Origin of the sequence: Pseudomonas sp. 18-147, assembly GCF_051048045.1 — a bacterium.
In the GTDB taxonomy this organism is placed as follows: Bacteria; Pseudomonadota; Gammaproteobacteria; order Pseudomonadales; family Pseudomonadaceae; genus Pseudomonas; species Pseudomonas aeruginosa.
Window position 1 is genome coordinate 3,828,110 of record NZ_CP182296.1, and the last position, 21,738, is coordinate 3,849,847.

Sequence of the window (21,738 nt, forward strand, 5' to 3'; positions counted from 1 at the left end):
CGATCATCCTTGGTGCTCGGTGTAGAGGGTGGAAATCAGGCGAACCTGCTCTTCGTAGGCCTGGGCGAAATCACGTGCCAGCAGGCGCTCGCTCCAGTCGTCGTCCTGGCATAGCGACTGGTGGTAGCGACCATAGGCACGCCAGCGGCTGCCCGAGGTGGCCAGCAACGGCCGGCGGCCGTCGCGCTCGAAACGCAGGGTCAGCTGCTGCGGCGAGAAATGCTCGAGGGTCGCGCGCACCGCCGCCCGGCTGGCGCCGAGCAGCGCCACCTGGTGCGCCTGGAGGTCGCGGAAACTGCGTGCGACGGCCTGTTCGCCACTCAACTGGCCAGGCTTGCCATCCCGTAGCAGATGCCCCAGCGCCTCGCCGGCATCGGCGCTGAAGCGCAAGGGATTCTTGCCGGTATCGCGCAACGTGCTCAGCGACAGGCGCAGTTCGTTCTTCAGTTCGCTGCGGGTCCGCAGGCTCTGCTGCAAGCCGCCGATGCACTGCCGCAGCAAACCGGCGGCGTTGATCGCCAGCGCTTCGCGCGCAGCGCCGTCGAGGCCTTCGAGGTCCATTCCCAGAGCCTGGCCGAAACGCTGCCAGAAGGCTTCGTCGCGTTCCGGAGGCGGACTTTCCACGGGTTCCTGCGGAGCCGCCGGGGCGGGCACCAGCTCCGGTACGACCAGGCTTTCCATGTCGATCCGCGCGTAGTCCGCACGCGCCCCGGCCTCCTGGCTGGGCTGGGTGATCGCGCTCAGGTCGTCGAGTTCGTAGGCATCTGCACCGTCCTGGTCGAGCGCCTGCAACGGATCGAGGGCCAGGAAGGCATCGTCCGGAATGATGCTGCCCGCCGGCTGCGGCCGCCCGACGTCCATGGCGAACTCGTCGGGCTCGCGCAGCAGCCGCGCGCGGATCTCGAAGTCGCCGAGCAGGAAGACGCTGTCCTGCTCGATGCGCTGCGGCTCGCCATGCGGCAGGCGGCTGCCGTTGCCGGCGCGGATGCCGTTGCTGCTGGTGTCGGTCAGGTAGAACGCGCCGTTGCGATAGCTGACCCGCGCATGCTGCTTGGACAGGTGCCGCTTGCGATCGGGAATCGCCCAATCGCACTCACCGCCGCGGCCGATGAGGCCGCCGTTCCTGCCGAAGGTCTTGCTGCATAGCTCCGTCGGTACGAATTGCTTGGCGCTGAGCATTTCCAATACCAGTTCCATGAGATCGCTCCTTGCGGTCACTTGCCGCGATTGACCGCCTGCGGATCGCCAAGCGGGCGATAGTCGCCGTCGTTGAATTTGTAGTTGCCGCTGCAACCGGCGAGGCCGCAGAGGACGGCCAGGGCCAGAAGCACGGCGGGCCAGTGACGAACAGGCATCAGGGAGTCTCCATGGAAGGGCCGCGGACGCCGCGCTCCAGGCGCGCGCCCGGCTGGGCTGGTTGGAAGGAAATCTCGATCATGGGCTTCAGGTCCGGGGATCGCCGAAATGAATGTTCAGGCGTCCCATGCGATAGATCAGGGTTCGTCGCGGCAGACCCAGTTCGCGCGCGGCGAGGGTCTGGTTGCCAGCGTTCCTGCGCAGGCAGGCGAGCAGCAGGTCCCGTTCGATCTGCTCCAGATGCTCGCGCAGCTTGAGCGGCGCCTCCGCTTCCGGGGGCGCGCGCAGGGAAAAGTGTTCGGCCAGCAGCACCTCGCCTTCGCAGAGCAGTACCGCGCATTCCACCAGTCCCTTCAGCTCCCGAACGTTGCCGGGAAAGCCATATCCGTCGAGCAGTTCCAGCGCTTCCGCGGACCAGCCCAGCGGCGCGCGGCGCAGGAACACGCAGGCGCGCTCGGCGAAATGCCGGGCCAGTTCGAGGGCGTCGCCCTCGCGCTGGCGCAACGGCGGCAACTCGATGGGAAACTGCGCCAGCCGGTAGTAGAGGTCTTCGCGGAACTTGCCATCGCGTACCAGCAGGGCGAGGTCACGGTGGGTAGCGGCGATGATGCGTACATCGACCTTGTGCGTGTCGTTGCCGCCGAGCGGGCGAATCTCGCCTTCCTGCAACACGCGCAACAGCTTGGCCTGGAGCGAGAGGGGCATGTCGCCGATTTCGTCGAGCAGCAGGGTTCCGCCATCCGCGGCATCGAACAACCCGGGACGATCGCGCTCGGCACCGGTAAAGGCGCCCTTGCGGTAGCCGAACAGCTCGCTTTCCAGCAGGTTTTCCGGAAACGCCGCGCAGTTCTGCACCACGAACGCCTGTGCACGCCGCGGGCCGTACTCGTGGATCGCCCGCGCGACCACCTCCTTGCCGGTGCCGGTCTCGCCCTGCAGCAACACGGTATAGGGGTTGTGCAGGACCTTGCTGATCAGGCGGCAGGTCTCACGCATCGCCGCGCTCCTGCCGATCAGCCCGTAGCCGCTGACCACCGGTGCGCTGGACGGTCCCTGCGGCTCGCCGGAGGGTTGCGAGAGGCGTTGCAGCAGATGCAGCTGGGCCAGCACGAACGAGCCCAGCTGGCCCAGTGGATGGGCGAATCCCTGCAGGTCCAGTGGGCGCCGGGTAGCGCAGACCACCATGCCCTCGACCGTTTTCTCCGGGCTCACCAGCGGAACGCAGAGCAGGGACAGCCAGGGCTGCTCCCCTGCCGGCAGGAAGCCGGTCTCGTGCAGCCGCGACGGCAGGTCGACGAGACTGACCACGCGGTTCTGGCACAGGGCGAACTGCAGCAACTGCTCGCCGGTGTAGTCCGCCGGCAGGCTCGACGGCTCCAGCGCCTGCAACAGGCCGTCCCGGCATTCGGCGTTGAGGGTGAGCGCGGTATGGGTCTGGTCGAGCAGATACAACTGGCTCAGCTCGCAGCCGCTGAGTTCGCCGACTGCGCGTGCGAAACCGCCCAGCAGGGCCGTGATGTCGGTTTCCCGCGACAGCGCGCCGAACTGAGCGAGCAGGGCTTCGGCGAAGGCCAGGGGTTGCGGTACGCGGCTGAACATCGCACCCACCTCAGGCGAACTCGCAGAGCACGCGGCCGTGCTCGCCCAGCGTCGCATGGACCCGCTCGAGACGCTCGTCGCGCGCCATCGCTTCCAGCAAACGGTCGGCCACCAGCGGCAGCAGGTGCGTGTCCAGCAGGTGGTCGATCAACCGTGCGCCGCTGTCGCTCTGGGTGCAACGCTCGGCCAGGTGGCCCACCAGCGCCTGGCTGTAGTCGAAAGCCAGTTGACGGCGCGCCAGGCGCTCGCCGAGGCGTTGCAGCTTGATCTCGATCAGCTCGCGCAGTACCGGGCCGCCCACCGGGTAGTAAGGCACCACGCGCATGCGCGCCAGCAGCGCCGGCTTGAAATGCCGGCTGAGCGCCGGCCGGATGGTTTCCTCCAGGAGTTCGGCGGAAGGCCGCGCGCCGTCCTGGCAAAGCGCGGCGATGTGCTCGCTGGCGAGGTTGGAGGTCATCAGGATCAAGGTATTGCGGAAATCGATCTCGCGCCCTTCGCCATCGTTGGCCACGCCCTTGTCGAAGATCTGGTAGAACAGGTTGAGCACGTCCGGATCGGCCTTCTCCACCTCGTCCAGCAATATCACCGAATAGGGCTTCTGGCGTACCGCCTCGGTGAGCATGCCACCCTCGCCATAGCCGACATAGCCGGGCGGCGCGCCGATCAGGCGCGAGACGGTGTGCTTCTCCTGGAACTCGGACATGTTGATGGTGGTGATGAAACGCTCGCCGCCATACAGCAGGTCGGCCAGCGCCAGCGCGGTCTCGGTCTTGCCCACCCCGCTCGGGCCCACCAGCAGGAACACGCCGACCGGCGCATCGGGCTTGTTCAGCCCGGCCGCGGTGGCGCGCATCGCGCGGTCCAGGGCACTGACCGCCTGTTCCTGGCCACGGATCCGCGCCCGCAGGTCGTCGGCGAAACCCATCACCTTGGCGTTGTGTTCCCGCGCCAGTTGTTCCACCGGTACGCCGGTCCAGGCGCCGATCACCTCGGCAACCAGGCGCGGGCAGACCTCGAAGCTGACCAGCCGCCCCTGGGCCTGGGCATCGGCGAGCGCCTGGCGGGTTTCGTGAAGGGCCTTTTCCAGGGCTTCGACACCGCCATGCTCGTCGGCCGGGAAAGTCTCCGCGTCCGCCTCGCCGCCCTGCTCTTCCCGGTTCGCCTCGCGGGCCCTGGCCAATTGCTGGCGCAGGGCGAGCAGGCGCTCGGCGAGTTCGCGCTGGCGGCTCCACTGGTCCTCCTGTACGTGCCGCTCGCTTTCCGCCTGGGCCAGGCGCTCCTCCAGCGCCTGCAGGGCATCGTGGTCGATCGGCAGGCCTACCTCGGCATCGCGGCGCAGGGCCTGGCGCTGGCGCTCGCCTTCGGCCAGCTCGCCGCGCAGGCGCTCGAGGCTCTCCGGCGCCGCCGCCAGGCTGATGCGTACCCGCGCACAGGCGGTGTCGAGGACGTCGACGGCCTTGTCCGGCAACTGGCGACCCGCCAGGTAGCGGGCGGACAGTTCGGCGGCGGCCACCACCGCGTCGTCGCGCAGGTAGATACCGTGGCTTTCCTCGTAAACCCGGGCCAGGCCACGCAGGATCGTCACCGCCTCGGCAACGCTCGGCTCATGCAACTGCACGGGCTGGAAGCGCCGGGCCAGCGCCGGGTCCTTCTCGAAATACTTCTTGTATTCGGCCCAGGTCGTCGCCGCGATGGTGCGCAACTCGCCACGTGCCAGGGCCGGCTTGAGCAGGTTGGCGGCATCCGAGCCGCCGGCCTGACCGCCCGCGCCGATCAGCGTATGGGCCTCGTCGATGAACAGGATGGTCGGCCTGAGCGCTGCCTTCACTTCGTCGATGACGCCTTTCAGGCGCCGCTCGAACTCGCCCTTCACGCTGGCACCGGCCTGCAACAGGCCCATGTCGAGGGACAACAGCTCGACGTCCCTCAGCGCCGGCGGCACTTCCCCTGCGGCGATCCGCGAGGCCAGGCCTTCGACGATGGCGGTCTTGCCGACGCCGGCCTCGCCGACCACGATGGGGTTGTTTTTCCGCCGACGGGCCAGGATGTCGACCATCTGGCGAATAGCCCCGTCGCGACAGAGCACCGGATCGAGCTTGCCGTCGCGCGCCTGCTGGGTAAGGTTGTGGGTGAAACGCTGCAACAGGGACTCGCCGCCGCCCGGCTTGCCGCTGGGCGCGCCCTCCAGCGGCTGCGAGAGCGCGAAATCCTTCAACCGCTCGATGTCGAGCCGCGCCAGCAGCGGCTGGTAGCGGCTGCCGGCATAGCGCAACGGGTTGCGTAGCAGGGCCAGGATCAATGCCGCCTGGTCGATCTGGCTACGGCCCAGTTCGAGGTTGGCCAGCAACAGCGCATCCTGCAGCCACTGCACCAGCTCGGGCGCGAACACCGGATTGCGCGAGGCACTATGCTCGCCCCGCGCTTGCAACGCGGCGTTGAGTTCGCCGGCGTCCACCGCGGCATCCTGCAGGGCGCGCGCCAGCAGTCCCTGGGGACGCTCCAGCAGGCCCAGCAACAGGTCCTCCACCAGTACCTTGCTGCCGCCACGGGCTACGCAGCGCTCGGCCGAGCCTTCGAGGTCGCGCCGGGTGTCGGCATCCAGCGCCTGAATCAGTTGTTGCAGGTCTACGTTGATCATGCTCATCCATCCTTAATGAATCTTGCTGCCCAGCGTCACCACGCCATCCGCGCGCTCCCGGCCCAGCCAGCTGGTCCAGCCAAGGCGGCAGGCGTTCTGCGCGCCGATGCGGAACTCACGGATTTCCTCGTGGCGCAAGACCAGCCGGATGTCGTAGTCGAGCGGGTCGCGCAGGGTGAAGCGAACCAGCGCGCAAAGCGGCTGGTAGCCGGGACCGATCGGCAGGAACTCGTGGAAGCGCTGCCAGTCGAGCTGGCGGATATGAATGCGGAACTTGCCGCTGCGGTCGCGGACCCGTTCGCCCAGCACCGCGTCTTCGCCAAGCTGGCTGTTGAACAGGCCGAGCCGGTTGCGCTGCTCTTCGAGGATCGCGACGCGCCGTTCGATACACTGCTCGGCGACCAGTTCGGCATGCTTGAAGTAGTAGCGCAGCACCGACTCGATCAAGGCCGCCGAGTGCGCCCGCAGGCTGAGCAGGCCCAGGTAGGGCAGCAGGCGTTTCCAGTTCAGTTCCCTGGCCTTGCGGATCTCTTCCCCGCCCAATCCGACGAGGGCGAACAACTGAGCGGAGAACGCATCGCTCGCACCGCTCTGGAAGCTCACCCGGTAACGGTACTTGCGCCAGATCGGCAACAGCAGCCGATGCAGGCGGTGATGGAAGAGATCGAGGAAGTTCCGCGTAGGATTGCCCTCCTCGCTGTCGCCCAGGGCCTGCTCGCTGTAGAACGCCGGCAACGGCGAACTGGCACCGAACAAGCCGATCAGGTTGAAACGCAGCCGCGCCCGCAGCATGCCGCGCTCTTCGAAGAACTCCACCCGATCGACATCGCTGCCCGGGAAGCCGAGGCTAGGATTGGCCTGGAATTCCAACTGATCGTAGAGCGCCTCGTCTCCCAGGCCGGGATGTTCCTGGCGCAGGCGATCCATGACCAGCAGGACCGCCTGGAACAGCGAGTACTCGCGAATGCCCAGGGCCAGCGCGCTTACAGCAGGGGCTGCAAACCCATGCGCGGTTTCCATTGGTACACGTCTCCCTGTGTGCTCCTCACCCGCAACTCGTGGTAGGAGTTGATGCTGGCGTAAAGCGCGAAAAATTCGTTCAGAACCGAAGCGAACACGAACAGGTCGCCCTCGCCGATGTAGCCTTCCGGATCGATCGCCAGCTCGGTACGCAAGCCGCGCAGCGGCAGGCCCCGATGCAGGCGGTCGACATGCTCGTGGCGGACCGACTTGAGCCCGCCCAGCAGGCGCTTGCTGACCTTCGCCGCATGCTGGTCGTAGTAGCGCGGCAGGTCGTAGGTTTCGAGGATCACCTTGAGCGCGTCGACGTTGGCCAGCGACAGGTAGTTGAGCGACATGTTGCTGATCAGTTTCCAGAGGAAATCGCGGTTCAGCGGCGGCGCGTAGCTCGGCGTCGCCGGGGTGATATTGCGGAAACCGAGGAACTCCGGCGTGCCTTCGCAGGCGACGCAGATATCGCCCAGGCGCAGCCGTTGGGGCAGGTTCTGGTTGGTGCAGGTCAGTTCCACCGACAGCGTCTCGATCTGCTCGGGATGGCGGATGCCGAAGCTCAGGTAGGTGTCCAGGCCATCGTGCAGCAACGAGGTACGTTGCCGGACGCTGTAGTGGGGCCGTGCTTCGGGAACGTCGAAGCTGGGATCGTGCTCGAAGGACTCGAACGGCACGTAGGCCTGGTAGCCGAGCCCACCCGGCCGCCAGCCGGTGACGCCCTCTACCGAGAACACCCCGCAGTCCTCCAGGCTGTATTCGGCCGGCATCAGCAGGTATTCGTCCTGCTTGCCGTCTAGGCGGATCGGCAGCGCATCGTGGCGGAACAGGTTGGCCACCGGCGTACAGTACAGCTTGACGTTCTCCAGCGTCGGGTGCAGGCGCTGGATGCCGCTCTTGCGGATATCGAAGCGCAACTCGAGGCCGCGGACCTGCTTGAGGGTTTCCTCGGGCAGCGCGCCGAGCAGGTCCAGGCCATCCACGTCGACGAACAGGAACTTGTCCTGGAACGCGAAGTACTCCTGCAGGTAGCGATAGCCACGGAAGGTATTCAGCGGATAGGGAATCAACGCCTCGTCTTCGGCGAAACCCACCGGCTGCACCCGCTCGCCCGTCAGGCGGAACGACATCGGCTTGCCGGCCACGCCATCCAGCGGCCGCCCATGGGCGTCCAGCGGAATCAGCTGGATGCTCTCCAGGTTGCGCAGCAGGCACAGGTAGAGCATCTGGCTGATGTAGCGCTCGCCGGCCAGGTGCAGGCGCAGCCGACTCAGGCCCAGCTCGCCGAGGTGCCCGTCGCAGTTCATCGCCAGGCGCAGGCCGAGCAGCGCGCCTTCGCCGGTCACCGAATAGTTGAGCGCCTCCAGCACCAGCGGCAGGACCTCGGTGGCGTAGCAGGTACGGAAGCGACAGGCGACCTCGCCCACCGGCCGGCTCTCGACCGGCGTATCGCGCTCCACGCGCAGCGCCCCGCCCGGGCGGGTCAGGGGGTCGAACTGGAGAATGCTGAAAGCCGGCAGCGGGCGCATATAGTTCGGCCACAGCAGGTGCATCATCGAGTGGCTGAGTTCCGGCAACTCGTCGTCCAGCTTCTGCCGCAACCGCCCGGTCAGGAAGGCAAAGCCCTCGAGCAGGCGCTCGACATCCGGATCGCGTCCGACCTGCCCGAGAAACGGGGCCAGGGCCGGGCTACGCTCGGCGAAACGGCGCCCCAGCTGGCGCAGTGCGGTGAGTTCGCTCTGGTAGTAATGATTGAAGGACACGGCCTACCTGCTGGATATCGTTTCACTGATGGCAGTCGTCTGACCGCTGCCGCCAAAACCGCAATGACATTTCTGGCCTGAAGATCGGAAACCCACGGTGTCCGTTGTCTTTCCGTAATCGACCCGATTCGCGCCCATCTCAGAAGACCTCATGGACGAACCAGGCATCGAAGCGCGCCAGGCCGAGGCGTCACCCTGGCGGGCCGCCGCGAGGCCGTCGAAGAACACGTCGGCGGAACCGACGACGATTGGATTGCTGCCGTGCCCGGGGAGCGGACAAGCGGTGGGATCGGAAACGCGGGCTGCGGGTTTGCCGGACATCGAAACCTCCTTAGCTGACCTTCACCTGGCCGCTGCCATCCAGGCATGCGGAAAAACTCACCTGGCGCTTGAAACCTTCCACCTCCAGCAACCCTTCGATGCTGAAGGCCAGGCGGAGCTGGTCGTTGTCGCGCGGCAGGGAAACGACACGCACGTCGCTCAAGCGCGGTTCGTAAGCCTCGATGAAACCTTCGATGGCCGAGCGGGCCTGGCTCAGGGAGTCGTGCAGGCTCAGGCGCATGTCGTTGAGATCGGGCAACCCGTAGTCGGACAGCGTCTGCACGCTGCCCGCCCGGGTGCTGAGCATCTTGCCCAGATGGGCAGCCACCGACGCCATGGCGGAAACCTCGCGGCTCCAGCCGACGCGCTTATCCGCGTCGCCGTTCAGGCGCTCGAACAGGCTGCCGTATCCGGTCATGGAAAGCTCCGCTTACTCTTTGTCCAGCTTGCCGACCAGCGACAGGGTGAAGTCCGCCCCCATGTACTTGAAGTGCGGGCGCACGTTCAGGCTGACGCGGTACCAGCCCGGCTCGCCCTCGACGTCACTGACGATGATCTGTGCAGCGCGCAGCGGGCGACGGCCGCGCACTTCGGCGCTGGGGTTTTCCTGGTCGGCGACGTACTGGCGGATCCACTTGTTCAGCTCCAGCTCGAGGTCGGTACGCTCCTTCCACGACCCCAGCTGTTCGCGTTGCAGGACCTTCAGGTAATGGGCCAGGCGGTTGACGATCATCATGTACGGCAACTGGGTGCCGAGCTTGTAGTTCAGCTCCGCGGCCTTGCCTTCGGCGCTGATGCCGAAGAACTTCGGCTTCTGCACCGAGCTGGCGGAGAAGAACGCGGCGTTGTCGCTGCCCTTGCGCATGGTCAGGGAAATGAAGCCTTCCTCGGCCAGTTCGTACTCGCGGCGATCGGACACCAGCACCTCGGTGGGGATCTTGGTCTCGATCTCGCCCATGCTCTCGAAGTGGTGCAAAGGCAGGTCCTCCACCGCACCGCCGCTCTGCGGCCCGATGATGTTCGGGCACCAGCGATACTTGGCGAAGCTGTCGGTCAGCTTGGTGCCGAAGGCATAGGCGGTGTTGCCCCACAGGTAATGCTCGTGGCTGTTGGCCACGGTCTCCTTGTAGGCGAACGACTTGACCGGATTCTCTTCCGGATCGTAGGGCGTGCGCAGCAGGAAGCGCGGTACGGTCAGCGCCACGTAGCGGGAATCCTCGGACTGGCGGAAGCTCTGCCACTTGGCGAACTGCGGGCCTTCGAAATGATCCTTCAGGTCCTTCAGGTCCGGCAGGCCGGTGAAGCTTTCCAGGCCGAAGAACTTCGGACCGGCGGCCGCCACGAACGGCGCATGGGCCATGCAGGCCACGCTGGAGACGTATTGCATCAGCTTGACGTCGGGCGAACTGGGCGACATGTAGTAGTTGGCGATGATGGCGCCGACCGGCTGGCCACCGAACTGGCCGTATTCGGCGGTGTAGATGTGCTTGTACAGGCCGGACTGCATCACCTCGGGCGAGTCCTCGAAATCGTCCAGCAGGTCCTGCTTGGAAACGCTGAGAATCTCGATCTTGATGTTCTCGCGGAAGTTGGTGCGGTCGACCAGCAGTTGCAGGCCGCGCCAGGCCGACTCCAGCGCCTGGAAATCGGGATGATGGAGGATCTCGTCCATCTGCGTGCTGAGCTTGGCATCGATCTCGGCGATCATCCGGTCGACCATCGCCTTCTTCACCGGCTCGCCGTCGTTCTGCGGCTTGAGCAATTCCTCGATGAAAGCGGAGACGCCGCGCTTGGCGATGTCGTAGGCCTCGTCGTCCGGGCTCAGGCGGGTCTCGGCGATGATGCTGTCGAGAATGTTGTATTCGCCGTTCTGGTTCCGGCCTTGCTGTGCGGCACTGGTGCTCATGTATCTGCTTCCTTGGCTAGGGGTGGCTCAGGCGTCCTGGGAGGGGGCGGCGCTCAGCCCCAGCTCGCCCAGCACACGGCTACGGGACTCGTCGTCGGCGAGTACGCTTTCGATGGCCTTGCGGAACGCCGGGGCGTTGCCCAGCGGGCCCTTGAGGGCCACCAGCGCATCGCGCAACTCCATCAGCTTCTTCAGCTCGGGCACCTGCTCGACGATGCTGGCCGGGTTGAAGTCCTTCATCGAGTTGATCTGCAGCGCCACCGCCAGCTCGTCGCTGCCGCCCTCCTCCTGGAGACGATTGGGTACGCTCAGCGTCAGCCCCAGCTCCTGCTTGGCCAGGACCTCGTCGAAGGTCATCTTGTCGATGCCGATCGGCTTGCGGTCCTCCACCTTGCGCTCATCCGCGCGCTGGGTGTAATCGCCGATCGCCAGTAGCTTCAACGGCAGTTCGATTTCTTCCTGGGCACCGCCAGTGGCGGGCTTGAAGGTGACGTTGATGCGTTCCTTTGGGGCTACCGAGCCTTCTTTGGCCATGGCTTTTTCTCCTTGAGAATTGAGGGCGCGAAGCCCTATTCGAGCACCACCTCGAGATCGAGGTGGCACAGCCTGCGATAAATGTCTTCCTTGCGTTCTCGCACGGCGTGGTTCTGCGGCAACAGCTCGCAGCAGCTATGCAGCAGGTGCAGTACATCCAGCGCCAGATCGGGCTCCCAGGCGTGCAATCCCGATTCGTGCAACTGATGGTCGAGGCTCTCCAGCTGGGTCTTGGCCAGCTCGTACTTCTTCGCCAGGAAGCACAGTCGCGCGAGGCTCAGTTGCCAGAAGAACCGGGCGCGCCCGCCGTGGGCGCGCTTCATGCCCTGCTTCAACACCTGTACCGCCGCCTTCAGGCCGTCCTTGCGCAACACCGGCTGGACCTCGTCCAGGGCGACGTCCCATTCGGCCTGCAGGGCCACGGTCTCGACCTTGCGCGGCGCACTGTCGTTCTGGAGATGGGGCATGACATGGGCGCTGATCCAGCCGCGGGTGGCCGCATCGGCGAATGCGCTGCCGTCGTGGAAACGCAGCTCCACCAGCCCCGGCAGACGCTGCAGGAGCAAGGCGAAATGCATTTCGACTTCCCGCATCGCCTGCTCGGCGTTGAGCCCTTGCAGGCACTCCCAGACCAGGCGCTGGCCGTCGAACCAGAACGGCGCCCGTGCCAGGCTCGCCTCCAGCTCCACCAGGAGATCGGCGTACAGGCCCTGGGCGAAACGCTCCTGGTAGCTTTTCAGCTTGTCCGCCGGCACTCCCCTTAGCGCGGTGACCTGTTCGGCATTGCGCTCGGGCATGGACTCGATGGGCAGCCAGAGCATCGTCCGGTTGAGGCGCAGCGCGCGCAGATCGGTGGCTTTCTGCTTCAGCCACCAGGCGCACAGGGGGCGTGCAGCCTCCTGCTGGGCGCGCATGGCCTTGTGGGCGTCGCGCTCGTTGTCGATGGGCGCACCAGGCGCCAGCAACTGGCTGGCCGCCTGCTTGACCTGGGCCACCACGGCGCCGACCACGCCAGGTTCGGGCTGGTTGTCGGCGGCGCGCTGGAGCATGCCCGAAAGGCGTCGACTGATCGGCAGCAACAAGGGCGCGTCGTCGCCCAGTTGCGCGGTCAGCGCGGTATCGAGTTTTTCCAGGTGCTCGGCGAGACGCCGGAACAGGGGGAGTTGCTCCTTGATCGGTACGTTCTCGTTCAGCGCCTGCTCCAGCCGGGGCACCAGCCAGGCAATGGCCGCGGCGCGAGTGCGCGCCTTGAGCGGATGGATCTCGACCCAATGCCGGCTGCACAGACGTTCCAGCAATCCCAGTCCGGCCAGCAAACCGGGAAAGGATTCCCGTTGGTAGAGGGCCCAGGTCAACCAGGCTGCAACACGCAGGTCCTTGGATTGGGCACGAAGCAGCGCTTCGCTGTTTTCCAGGATTTTCAACCAGTCAGTCTGGCCGTTCTCATGGAGCGAGAGCGCCTTGCCCAGCTCATTTTCCAGCGCCTCGTATTCGCTGGAAAAACGCACATCCTCACCCGCAAAGACATCCTTTGAAATCGGCTGTTCCGCGAGTTCCAGATAATGCGAGGAGAGCTTGCTCGAATAGGTCATCCTAACCCTTCAATGCACACCATGTGCGCCAATGAATATCTTAACAATTCAACTAGTTGGCATAAAAACCGAACGAAAATCCCAATAGCCTGAAAAGCTCTTTGCCTTTTCCATGAAAACAACATAAAAACTGGCAAGCAACAGGACATTCCCTCTTTGGGAATTTTCCTATTCATTGATACGAATCAATGAAAGATTTTCAGCCAAACGTCAGGCGTCTGCGTCCATGCCCTTTACGGCTTGGCTATAGCCATCATAACGACATTGATGGCCATTTGGAAAACCCTACCAAAACAGGTAGTTAAAAATTTATAAAAAATAAGGCAGGCAACAGTGGATTCCTCTGGAGAGCCTCGAAACATAGGCCTTCCAAGCGGACCAACAGCTGATTTAGAGCGTAATAGCGATTGTGCAAGAAGTTGCACAATGAAAACCAAGAAACATCCCCAATAACAGCCCACAGCCCTTGAAAATACTGGCCTGGACACTACTGCGCAAAAAGTTGCACAGCACTGCGCAACTTCTTGCTCAATTCACTTGTTATTTTTCATTCAAAACGAGACATGGATAACAATTATCCGTCGGATGCGTTTGATTTATAAGGATAGTTAAAACACTGGCATGAGAATTGTTAGGTGAAGTTGCCCGAGGGGTGGTCCAACCCGCGGGATTTCCTACTCACGCAAGGAGAGCATCCATGGCAACCCCCGCCTATATGTCCATCACCGGCACCAAGCAGGGCCTGATCACCGCCGGCGCCTTCACCGAGGACTCGGTCGGCAACACCTACCAGGAAGGCCACGAGGACCAGGTGATGGTCCAGGGCTTCAACCACGAAGTGATCATCCCGCGCGACCCGCAGTCCGGCCAGCCGACCGGCCAGCGCGTGCACAAGCCGGTGGTCATCACCAAGGTCTTCGACAAGGCCTCGCCGCTGCTGCTGGCCGCCCTGACCTCCGGCGAGCGCCTGACCAAGGTCGAGATCCAGTGGTACCGCACCTCCGCCGCCGGCACCCAGGAGCACTACTACACCACCGTCCTGGAAGACGCGATCATCGTCGACATCAAGGACTACATGCACAACTGCCAGGACCCGGGCAACGCCCACTTCACCCACCTGGAAGACGTGCACTTCACCTACCGCAAGATCACCTGGACCCACGAAGTCTCCGGCACCTCCGGCTCCGACGACTGGCGCTCCCCGGTCGCCGGCTGAGCCGCGACCGCCGCACGGGGCCAGCCTTGCTGGCCGTCGTGCCCTCGATGACCCATAGCGCCGTGGTCAGGAAAGCCCGCGCCGGGTCGATGCCGCTTTGTTTGTTGTAGGCAGCTTCCGATCGAGCCTGCGCGCCCTTGTCTCGCCCGCGCCAGGCAGGACAATCGAATCGGTCGCCTGCGCCAGTGAGGGACAACGGATGTTCGCAGCAGCCAACCAGACCCACTTCAGCCTCGCCATCGACGGCCTCGCCATCGACCTGCAGGTGCTCTCCTTCAGCGGCCGCGAAGCCATCAGCCAGCCGTTCGCCTTCGACCTGGAGCTGGTCGGCGAACGCCCCGTGCCGGACCTCGAAAGCCTGCTGCACAAACCCGCCTTCCTTACCCTCGGGCCCGCCGGCAACGGTATCCACGGCCTGGTGCGCAGCGCCGGACAGGGCGACTCGGGCAAGCGCTTGACCCGCTACCGCATCACCCTCGTCCCGCAACTGGCCTACCTCGCCCAGCGCACCAACCAGCGCATCTTCCAGCACCTCACGGTGCCGCAGATCGTCGGCCGGGTGCTGGAGGAACACGGCATCCTCGCCGACGCCTACCGCTTCCAGCTCGGCACCCGCTACCCCGAGCGCGAATACTGCGTGCAGTACGACGAGAGCGACCTGCAGTTCGTCCAGCGCCTGTGCTGCGAGGAGGGCATCCATTTTCATTTCCAGCACAGCGCCACGGCGCACCTGCTGGTGTTCGGCGACGACCAGACGGTGTTCCCGCGGCTCGCGCCGGTGGCCTACCAGCAGGACTCCGGCCTGGTCGCCGACCGGCCGGCGGTCAAGCGCTTCGGCGTACGCCTGGAAACCCGCACCAGCCGCGTCACCCGCCGCGACTACGACTTCGAGAAACCGCGCCTGACGCTGGAAAGCGCCGCCCGCGGCGAAGCCCGGCCGGACCTCGAGGACTACGACTATCCCGGTCGCTTCGTCGACCGCGAGCGCGGCAAGCACCTGGCCAGGCGTGCCCTCGAACGGCAGCGCAGCGACTACCGCCTGGCCGAGGGCCGCAGCGACCAATCGTTGCTGCTCAGCGGCCACTTCCTGCCGCTGGCCGCCCATCCCCAGGCGGGCTGGAACGACCTCTGGCTGCTCACCGAGGTGATTCACGAGGGGCGGCAGCCGCAGGTGCTGGAAGAAAGCATCGTCTCCGACGTCTCTGCGAGCCCGGACGACTTCCGGCAGGGTTACCGCAACCGCTTCCAGGCCACGCCCTGGGAGGCGTTCTTTCGTCCCCCGCCGACGCCGCCGAAGCCGCGCATCCTCGGCACGCAGAGCGCGGTGGTGACCGGACCGAAGGGCGAGGAAATCCATTGCGACCGCTACGGTCGGGTGAAGGTGCAATTCCACTGGGATCGCGAGGGCCAGGCCGACGACAGCAGCAGTTGCTGGTTACGCGTTGCCTCCGGCTGGGCGGGAAGGAACTACGGTGCCATCGCCATCCCGCGGGTCGGCATGGAGGTGCTGGTGACCTTCCTCGAAGGCGATCCCGACCAGCCGCTGGTCACCGGCTGCCTGTTTCACAGGGAACATCCGGTGCCCTACGAACTGCCGGGGCACAAGACCCGCAGCGTCTTCAAGAGCCTCAGCAGCCCTGGCGGCGGTGGCTACAACGAGCTGCGCATCGAGGACCGCAAGGGCCAGGAGCAGATATTCGTCCATGCCCAGCGCGACTGGGACGAAAACATCGAGCACGACCAGAAGATCCGCGTCGGTCACCAACGCCACGACACCGTGCAGGCGAACAGCTACAGCGAGTTCAAGGCCGAGGAACACCGCACCACCCACGCCGAGCGCAAGGTGGAGATCCGCGCCAGCGACCACCTCACCGTAGCCAACGACCAGCACCTGAAGATCGCCAGCGGCCAGTTCGTCGAGGCCGGCCAGGAGATCCACCTGAGCAGCGGCCTGAAGGTGGTACTGGAGGCCGGCGCCGAACTGACCCTCAAGGGCGGCGGCAGCTTCCTCAAGCTCGACGCCAGCGGCGTGACCCTCTCCGGGGCCAACGTCCGGGTCAACTCCGGCGGCAGCCCGGGCAGCGGCAGCGGCGCGGCGCCGCTGTTGCCGGGGCCGCTGCGGCAGGCCGACAGCGACAAGGCCGGCGCCCTCCTCACCCCGGCCCAGATCAATACCCTGAAGCGCAACGCGCCCTTCTGCGAAGAGTGCGAGAAGTGCAAGGACGGTGCCTGTGACCTCTGACGCCCTCTCCCCGCGAACCTGGCTGGCCCGACATCCGCTTCAGGCAGGCGAATGCTTGTACGCGATCTTCGGCAGCGCCAGCGATGCCGCGCCCCTGCAAGCCTACTACCGGGAAGACAGCCCACCCCTACCGCTCCCTCTCTGGAACGGTACGCCATATGCCGACTGGCAACCGGTGATGCCCTACCTCGCGAAGCTGTCCCCCAGCAGCGTATTCCTCGATTGGGCTGCCAGCGAAAAGTCTCGCGACTGGGGTTGGCTGGCAGTTTCCACCTGGTCGACAGACGCAATCCTAGAGCACCTACGCAGCCTCACCCAGGTACGCATGCCGGATGGCAGCGAAGTGTTCTTCCGTTTCTGGGACGGCCGTCACCTGCTACCGATACTCGCCCACCTCGGCGAGAAAGCGCACGAAGTACTGCCGATGTTCGGCCGTTACCTGATCAATGGCAAAGCACTCGAAACCGGCCAGGGCCATCTCCATGCCGCCCGTCCCTACCCCTGGTGGGAGGTTCCGCGGGCACTGGTCGACACGCTGCATGCCGACGACCCGACTACCGCTATCGACAACCTGCTGCAGTGGCTGCGCGAGAACCACGCAGATCTGTACTTCGCCTATCCCGAGCGAAGCCTGCAATTGCGCGCCAGACGCCTCATCGCGAAAGCCGTCGCCATGGATGAGATCGGCGGCCTGTTGTTGAACCAGTTGGAAAAGGACCTGACCCCATGATCTCGTCGTTCTACGCCATGTTCATGCTGCGCGGAGTGAACGCGAAGCAGCCGGATGCCAGCCAGTTGATCGGCGAATTCAGCTCCGGGGTGCTCAACCGCTATGAGGAATATGCGAACAGTTGGCTCTGGGGCTGGGCACTCGACGTCCAGCAGACCATCGCCCTTTCCGATGGGAACGGCAACGAGTTGACCAGGCTGAAAGCCGACAAAGACGCCAACATCCTCGAAGACGTCGCCTCATGTCCGGTCAACGGTCAACTGAAACTGCTGCATACTTTCGAATCGACCAGTTTCGTGCCCATCGGCAACACGCCTTACGAAATCACTCGGATAGGCAGCAGGACACCGCAGTTCAAGGGCGTACTGGATGCAGATGGGATGGCGAGCATAAGCGGCTGCGCTCCCAATACGCTGTACCAGGTCAAGTTCTACCCAGAGGTAAGCATCCAGGAGATCGACGCGCTCTACCGCTCCTACGACGACGTAATCGCCAAGCTGAACGAATGGCTTCTGGAGCAATGGAACGGCCCGCTTTCCGCCGAATGGAAAAGGCTCGCGCCGGTTGGCGACCGTAGGCGGATGGAGCAGATAAACGACGCCTATCTGGACGGCATGGGCAAAGCGCTGGTCAATCTCTGGGATGATGTGGTCGAGCTGTTCAGCATCCTCGCGAACCTCGACGAGCACGCGGCGAAACTCCTTGAGTTCATCAACGAAGCGGATTTCGAAAAGCTCAAGGCTCAGGCCAAGGAACTCCTCGGTACCGCCTTGCTGATCGCCAGCGACGAACCGCTTCTGTTCATCTATGCCAGCGCCATCGTGTGCTGGACCCAGTTGCTGCCGCCCACGACTGCCGCGGAAATGGTCGCGGAACTCTCCACCGGCCTGCTCCTCGATATTCTGCTCGGCATCATCCTGACCGGCGGAGCCGGTCTCGCCGTTCGCCTGGCCGTCAAGGGCTCGAAAGCGATCAAGGCCTCCGAAGGTGCGATGCTGCTGCGCAAAGCCATGCAGGTGCTGATCGATACCAGCTGTCGGCATTCCCTCCAGTTGCACGCGGAAAAGCTGAAACCTCTGGCCGTCCGCGGTGAAGTGATGGCCAACAGCTCCAACAAGATCACCGCACAGATCCAGAGCACCGCCCAAGGCATCGCCCGCACCGAGCCCGACACCCTGCCGCTGAGCCGAGGAAAGCGCGCGAACACCTCGCTCTCCAGCAGTCATGCGACGCCCGATGCCTCCGCACCCGGTAGGACGCCCGCCGGCAAACCCGCCGACCAGGCCGCCCAGACCTGCGTCAAGGACTGTCCCGTTTCGATGGTCACCGGCGAGGAGCTGCTGACCCTGACCGACTGCGAGCTAGACGGTCCGCTGCGTTTCGCCTGGACGCGCCTGTACCGCACCAGCGCGGCGGAAATCGACAATGGTCTGGGCTTCGGCTGGAGCCATGCCCTCTCCCATCGCCTCGATCGCGACGGCGACGAGTTGGTATGGACCGATCACGAGAACCGCCGGACCCGCTTCCCGATCCCTGACGCCCAGCGCCCGGCGATCACCAACCGACTGTCGCGCGCCGCCATCTACCTCGGCGGCGACCCATCCGAACTGATCCTTGCCCAGGCCGGCGAAAAGCCGCGCTTCTACCACTTCCGCAAAGACCCGGACGGCGCTTACCTGATCGCCATCAGCGACGCCTACGGCAACCGCCTGGAACTGAGTCGCGACCGCCTCGGCCGGCCGCGCCGCCTCAGCCACAAGGCCGGGCGCGCGCTACTGCTGTGCTACCAGGGCAGGCACATCGAGCGCGTCGAGTACCAGGTGTACCAGCCCGCCGATAACCTGGAGGCCTGCTGGCACACCACCCAGGTACTCGCCCGCTACCGCTGCAACGAACGTGGCCAGTTGATCGAAGCCGGAAACGCACTCTACGAGGCCGAACGCTATCGCTACGACGCGCGCAATGTCATCCTCGAGCGCCAGTTGGCCGGCGGCGCCTCGTTCTTCTGGGAATGGGAAGGCGAAGGCAAGCAGGCCCGCGCGGTCCATCACTGGGCCAGCTTCCCGCAGATGGACTCGCGCTACGTCTGGAACGAAGACGGCAGCGTTACCGCGATCAACGCCGACGGCAGCGAGGAAGTCTATGTCCACGACGACAACGCGCGCCTGGTACGCCAGGTCGATCCCGACGGAGGCGAAACCCTCAGGCACTACGACGAGAAGGGCCAACTGGTCGCCGAACGCGATCCGTTGGGAACGATCACCGAGTACCGCTACGACCAGGCCGGACGCTTGGAGGCACTGCTCCCGGCCGAAGGCGAGCCAACCTGCTATAGCTACTTCGACGGCTTCGTGCGCCGCGGCGAGGCGCAGTGGAAGTACGAGCGCAACGCTCAGGGCGACATCACCCGCCAGACCGATCCCGAAGGCAACGTCACCCACTACGCCTACGACCACCGCGGCTGCCTGGTGGAAATCACCCATGCCGACGGCAGCCTGCACCAGTTGACCTGGAATCCGCTCGGCCAGTTGATAGAAGAACAGCTTCCGGACGGTAGCGTGCGCCGCTATCGCTACGACACACTGGGTAGACAGATCACCCGCCAGGACGAAAGCGGCGCCATCACCCGGTTCCAATGGGATGCAGCAGGCCGCCTGAGCCAGATCACCCTGCCCGGTGGCGCCAGCCGCATGTACCGCTACAACGCTTACGGCAAGGTCACCAGCGAGTGCGACGAACAGGGCCGGATGACCCGCTACGAATATCTTGACGACCTGCACCTGGTCAGCCGGCGGATCAACCCGGACGGCAGTCAGCTGCGCTACCGCTACGAAAACGCCCGGCTACTGCTCAGCGAGATCGAGAACGAACGCGGCGAACGCTATCGCCTCGATTACCACGGCAACGGCCTGATCAGCCAGGAAACCGGCTTCGACGGCCGCCGCACCGCCTATCGCTACGACCTCAAAGGCCAGCTTCTGGAGAAAACCGAGTACGGCGACGACGGCAGCGAACTGCGCACCACCTACCAGCGCGACAGTACCGGGCGCCTGCTGGCGAAGACACTGCCCGACGGCAATCGGGTCGACTACCGCTACGATACGCTCGGACGCCTGGTCGCCGTCGACGACGGCACCTGGCCGCTGGCCTACGAATACGACCTACGGGACCGCCTGGTCCGCGAGCACCAGGGCTGGGCCACCCTTCACTACGCCTACGACGCCCTCGGCCAGTTGATCCACTGCCGACTGCCCGACGGCAACCGCGTCGACTACCGCTACCAGACCGGCGGCACCCTCTCGGCAATCGATCTCAACGGCCAGTCCCTGACCCGGCACCAGTTCGGTAGCGGTCGCGAACGCCAGCGCCAGCAGGGCGAACTGCTCAGCCAATACCACTACGATGAGCAGGGCCGCCTGCTGGCCCACCAGGTCAGTCAGCGGCAGCGCCATCTCTACCAGCGCCAGTACCGCTATGACGCTAGCGGCAACCTGGCCGCCATCGAGGACAGCCGCAAGGGCATTCGCAGCTTCCACTACGACCCGCTGGACCGCCTGCTCGGCGTACGCGGTGAAACCCCGGAAAGCTTCGTGCACGACCCGGCCGGCAACCTGCTCGCCCAGGGCGGGCAATTCGACGCGCGACAGATGGAGGTTCGCGGAAATCGCCTGCTGACGCAGGGCGACCGGCATTTCGACTACGACGCCCACGGCAATCTCGTTCGCGAACGCCGCGGCACCGGGCAGAAGCTGGTCACCGAATACAGCTACGACTGCCAACACCGCCTGATCGGCGTCAGCCTGCCGGACGGGCGCCAGGTCGTCTACCGCTACGACGCCTTCGGCCGACGCATCGCCAAGCAGGTCGACGGGCGCAATACCGAGTTCCTCTGGCTCGGCGAACGCCTGCTCGCCGAGAGCGGCGACCGGCACTACCGCACCTATCTCTACGAACCCGACAGCTTCCGCCCGCTGGCCCTGCTCGACGGCGAAGGCCCGGAACAGGTCGAACCCTGCTACTACCAACTCGACCACCTCGGTACCCCGCAGGAACTGACCCGCGCCGATGGCCGCCTCTGCTGGTCGGCGCGCTACCGGGCTTACGGCAATGTGCTCAAGCTGGACATCGCCGAAGTGGATAACCCACTGCGCTTCCAGGGCCAGTATTTCGACGCCGAGACCGGGCTGCACTACAACCGCCATCGCTACTACAATCCAAGCACGGGACGCTACCTGACCCCCGATCCGATCAGGCTGGCAGGTGGGTTGAACAGCTACCGGTACGTGCCGAATCCGACGGGGTGGGTGGACCCGTTGGGGCTGGCCTCAAATAAAACTCGCTGTCCCGAAGCATTAGACAATAATCCCCGCAAAGGGATTAACTCCACATCCGGCAGCAAAAAGCCGGCAGGACCAATCGTAGAGCTGGATGCGCAGGGAAACGAGATTTACTACCGAACACTAAGCGAGCAGCACCTTGAGATACTGAGGAACAACTTTGAAGTACCTCCGACGAGTGAGACCTTCATCTCCCCGCTACAATCCTACTCCCAAGAGTATGATGGGAAATTAGTAAGACTTACAGCCAGTCCAGGCACCATGAATGAGCTGTCTAAAATTGGAGTAACTGCAAATTCCGGAACCGGCCTATTGCTTCCAGATCTCCCTCCCGCCCGAAAGGGCTGGAAACAGAACAATGCACTATTCAAACTCGAAGCACTAAAAAAGCCAACGATAAATGAAGGAGGCGGCGTTATCAACACTGGCCTTGGGGATGGAAAAGCCCTAGAGATTTTCAACAAGAACCTAATAGACTTCGAAGTAATAGACTAGA

14 protein-coding genes and 1 pseudogene are annotated in these 21,738 nt (G+C 64.6%); 4 read left to right on the forward strand and 11 right to left on the reverse strand.

Translation table 11 applies throughout. The annotated features are described in order from the left end of the window. Nucleotides 1-3: 3 nt before the first annotated feature. The 11 genes and pseudogenes from tagH to tssA all read right to left on the reverse strand — a co-directional run bounded on the left by tagH (nucleotide 4) and on the right by tssA (nucleotide 12,717). Nucleotides 4-1,197 (reverse strand): type VI secretion system-associated FHA domain protein TagH, encoded by a 1,194-nt coding sequence (gene tagH, locus ACM0M4_RS18140; protein WP_054375960.1) that lies wholly within the window; start codon nucleotides 1,195-1,197, stop codon nucleotides 4-6. A gap of 17 nt (nucleotides 1,198-1,214) precedes the next feature. Continuing rightward, nucleotides 1,215-1,355, reverse strand: a complete 141-nt coding sequence (locus ACM0M4_RS18145; protein WP_003087614.1) for a hypothetical protein — start codon at nucleotides 1,353-1,355, stop codon at nucleotides 1,215-1,217. Between the two features lie 88 nt (nucleotides 1,356-1,443). Beyond that, nucleotides 1,444-2,955, reverse strand: coding sequence for a sigma-54 interaction domain-containing protein (locus ACM0M4_RS18150; protein ID WP_003097799.1), 1,512 nt, complete (start codon nucleotides 2,953-2,955; stop codon nucleotides 1,444-1,446). A gap of 10 nt (nucleotides 2,956-2,965) precedes the next feature. Then, nucleotides 2,966-5,599 carry a type VI secretion system ATPase TssH gene (tssH, locus tag ACM0M4_RS18155; RefSeq protein ID WP_079741923.1) on the reverse strand — a complete coding sequence of 878 codons (2,634 nt, stop codon included), beginning with the start codon at nucleotides 5,597-5,599 and terminating at the stop codon, nucleotides 2,966-2,968. Nucleotides 5,600-5,605: 6 nt separating this feature from the next. Further along, on the reverse strand, nucleotides 5,606-6,613 hold the full coding sequence (gene tssG, locus ACM0M4_RS18160; RefSeq protein WP_047688359.1) for a type VI secretion system baseplate subunit TssG: 1,008 nt from the start codon (nucleotides 6,611-6,613) through the stop codon (nucleotides 5,606-5,608). After that, nucleotides 6,577-8,364 (reverse strand): type VI secretion system baseplate subunit TssF, encoded by a 1,788-nt coding sequence (gene tssF / locus ACM0M4_RS18165; protein WP_023119620.1) that lies wholly within the window; start codon nucleotides 8,362-8,364, stop codon nucleotides 6,577-6,579. Before tssF ends, tssG begins: the two co-directional genes overlap by 37 nt. Before the next feature lie 159 nt (nucleotides 8,365-8,523). Beyond that, a pseudogene (locus tag ACM0M4_RS18170) lies at nucleotides 8,524-8,685 on the reverse strand (PAAR domain-containing protein); the annotation flags it as partial. A gap of 10 nt (nucleotides 8,686-8,695) precedes the next feature. Next, on the reverse strand, nucleotides 8,696-9,103 hold the full coding sequence (gene tssE, locus ACM0M4_RS18175) for a type VI secretion system baseplate subunit TssE (protein ID WP_003097809.1): 408 nt from the start codon (nucleotides 9,101-9,103) through the stop codon (nucleotides 8,696-8,698). Between the two features lie 12 nt (nucleotides 9,104-9,115). Further along, nucleotides 9,116-10,591: a type VI secretion system contractile sheath large subunit gene (gene tssC / locus ACM0M4_RS18180; protein WP_003087596.1), complete on the reverse strand. Its 1,476-nt coding sequence runs from the start codon at nucleotides 10,589-10,591 to the stop codon at nucleotides 9,116-9,118. 27 nt (nucleotides 10,592-10,618) lie between these two features. Continuing rightward, nucleotides 10,619-11,125, reverse strand: a complete 507-nt coding sequence (gene tssB, locus ACM0M4_RS18185; RefSeq protein ID WP_054375962.1) for a type VI secretion system contractile sheath small subunit — start codon at nucleotides 11,123-11,125, stop codon at nucleotides 10,619-10,621. Between the two features lie 35 nt (nucleotides 11,126-11,160). Further along, nucleotides 11,161-12,717 carry a type VI secretion system protein TssA gene (gene tssA / locus ACM0M4_RS18190; protein WP_003097814.1) on the reverse strand — a complete coding sequence of 519 codons (1,557 nt, stop codon included), beginning with the start codon at nucleotides 12,715-12,717 and terminating at the stop codon, nucleotides 11,161-11,163. 697 nt (nucleotides 12,718-13,414) lie between these two features. Between tssA and ACM0M4_RS18195 the strand changes: the two genes are divergently transcribed. From ACM0M4_RS18195 to ACM0M4_RS18210, 4 genes are all read left to right on the forward strand, one after another. After that, entirely contained in the window at nucleotides 13,415-13,933 is a 519-nt protein-coding gene (locus tag ACM0M4_RS18195) for an Hcp family type VI secretion system effector (RefSeq protein WP_003083317.1), read from the forward strand. A gap of 199 nt (nucleotides 13,934-14,132) precedes the next feature. After that, entirely contained in the window at nucleotides 14,133-16,175 is a 2,043-nt protein-coding gene (gene tssI, locus ACM0M4_RS18200; RefSeq protein ID WP_115288820.1) for a type VI secretion system tip protein VgrG, read from the forward strand. Next, nucleotides 16,165-16,905, forward strand: a complete 741-nt coding sequence (locus tag ACM0M4_RS18205) for a DUF4123 domain-containing protein (protein WP_022580605.1) — start codon at nucleotides 16,165-16,167, stop codon at nucleotides 16,903-16,905. The genes tssI and ACM0M4_RS18205 overlap by 11 nt, the downstream gene beginning before the upstream one ends. Next, complete coding sequence (locus ACM0M4_RS18210; protein ID WP_434323469.1) at nucleotides 16,902-21,737, forward strand: RHS repeat-associated core domain-containing protein; 4,836 nt, start codon at nucleotides 16,902-16,904, stop codon at nucleotides 21,735-21,737. The genes ACM0M4_RS18205 and ACM0M4_RS18210 overlap by 4 nt, the downstream gene beginning before the upstream one ends. Nucleotide 21,738: the final 1 nt, after the last annotated feature.

Coding starts and splice junctions, on each gene's coding strand:
- ACM0M4_RS18145 (WP_003087614.1), bottom strand. CDS start 1,355: ATGCCTGTTCGTCACTGGCCCGCCGTGCTTCTGGCCCTGGCCGTCCTC.
- tssC (WP_003087596.1), bottom strand. CDS start 10,591: ATGAGCACCAGTGCCGCACAGCAAGGCCGGAACCAGAACGGCGAATAC.
- ACM0M4_RS18195 (WP_003083317.1), top strand. CDS start 13,415: ATGGCAACCCCCGCCTATATGTCCATCACCGGCACCAAGCAGGGCCTG.
- tssA (WP_003097814.1), bottom strand. CDS start 12,717: ATGACCTATTCGAGCAAGCTCTCCTCGCATTATCTGGAACTCGCGGAA.
- tssH (WP_079741923.1), bottom strand. CDS start 5,599: ATGAGCATGATCAACGTAGACCTGCAACAACTGATTCAGGCGCTGGAT.
- tssE (WP_003097809.1), bottom strand. CDS start 9,103: ATGACCGGATACGGCAGCCTGTTCGAGCGCCTGAACGGCGACGCGGAT.
- tssI (WP_115288820.1), top strand. CDS start 14,133: ATGTTCGCAGCAGCCAACCAGACCCACTTCAGCCTCGCCATCGACGGC.
- ACM0M4_RS18210 (WP_434323469.1), top strand. CDS start 16,902: ATGATCTCGTCGTTCTACGCCATGTTCATGCTGCGCGGAGTGAACGCG.
- ACM0M4_RS18150 (WP_003097799.1), bottom strand. CDS start 2,955: ATGTTCAGCCGCGTACCGCAACCCCTGGCCTTCGCCGAAGCCCTGCTC.
- tagH (WP_054375960.1), bottom strand. CDS start 1,197: ATGGAACTGGTATTGGAAATGCTCAGCGCCAAGCAATTCGTACCGACG.
- tssG (WP_047688359.1), bottom strand. CDS start 6,613: ATGGAAACCGCGCATGGGTTTGCAGCCCCTGCTGTAAGCGCGCTGGCC.
- tssB (WP_054375962.1), bottom strand. CDS start 11,125: ATGGCCAAAGAAGGCTCGGTAGCCCCAAAGGAACGCATCAACGTCACC.